We start from the raw sequence: 943 nt of genomic DNA, 5'->3' as shown, positions 1-943 counted from the left end.
GATTCTGCGCGAGGCGGGTTATGTCGGCGCGGGCACGGTTGAGTTCCTGGTCGGTGCGGATGGCACGATCTCCTTCCTGGAGGTCAACACCCGCCTGCAGGTGGAGCACCCGGTCACCGAGGAGGTCGCCGGCCTCGACCTGGTGCGGGAGATGTTCCGCATCGCCGACGGCGAGGAGCTGGGCTACGGCGATCCCGCACTGCGCGGTCACTCCTTCGAGTTCCGCATCAACGGCGAGGACCCCGGCCGCGGCTTCCTCCCGGCCCCCGGCACCGTCACCCTCTTCGCCCCGCCCGCCGGGCCGGGTGTGCGGCTGGACGCGGGCGTGGAGTCCGGCTCCGTGATCGGCCCGGCCTGGGACTCCCTGCTGGCCAAGCTGATCGTGACCGGCCGCACCCGCAAGGAAGCGCTGGAGCGGGCCTCGCGGGCGTTGGAGGAGTTCCAGGTCGAGGGCATGGCGACGGCGATCCCGTTCCACCGCAAGGTGGTCACCGACCCCGCCTTCGCCCCCGAACTCACCGGCAGCGAGGACCCGTTCACGGTCCACACCCGGTGGATCGAGACCGAGTTCGTCAATGACATCAAGCCCTTCACCGCCCCCGCCGACACCGAGGCGGACGAGGAACCCGGCCGCGAGACGGTGGTGGTCGAGGTCGGCGGCAAGCGCCTGGAGGTCTCCCTGCCCTCCAGCCTGGGCATGTCGCTGGCCCGCACCGGCCTGGCCGCCGGCGCCCGCCCCAAACGCCGCGCCGCCAAGAAGTCCGGCCCGGCCGCCTCCGGCGACACGCTGGCCTCCCCGATGCAGGGCACCATCGTCAAGGTCGCCGTCGAGGAGGGCCAGGAAGTCAAGGAAGGCGACCTGGTCGTCGTCCTGGAAGCGATGAAGATGGAACAGCCGCTCAACGCCCACAAGGCCGGCACCGTCAAGGCCCTCGCCGCCGAG

The 943-nt window shown here is 71.5% G+C and carries 1 protein-coding gene; it reads left to right on the top strand.

Features of this window, described 5'->3' with window-relative positions; all coding sequences use genetic code 11:
• The coding region (locus MQP27_RS50750; RefSeq protein ID WP_242779507.1) for an ATP-binding protein at window positions 1-943 on the top strand (943 nt) is incomplete at both ends.

Origin of the sequence: Streptomyces cylindrosporus, assembly GCF_022698165.1 — a bacterium.
Lineage (GTDB): Bacteria > Actinomycetota > Actinomycetes > Streptomycetales > Streptomycetaceae > Streptomyces > Streptomyces cylindrosporus.
The sequence above is the reverse complement of the archived record's forward strand: the minus strand, read 5'-3'. Positions and strand labels throughout refer to the sequence as shown.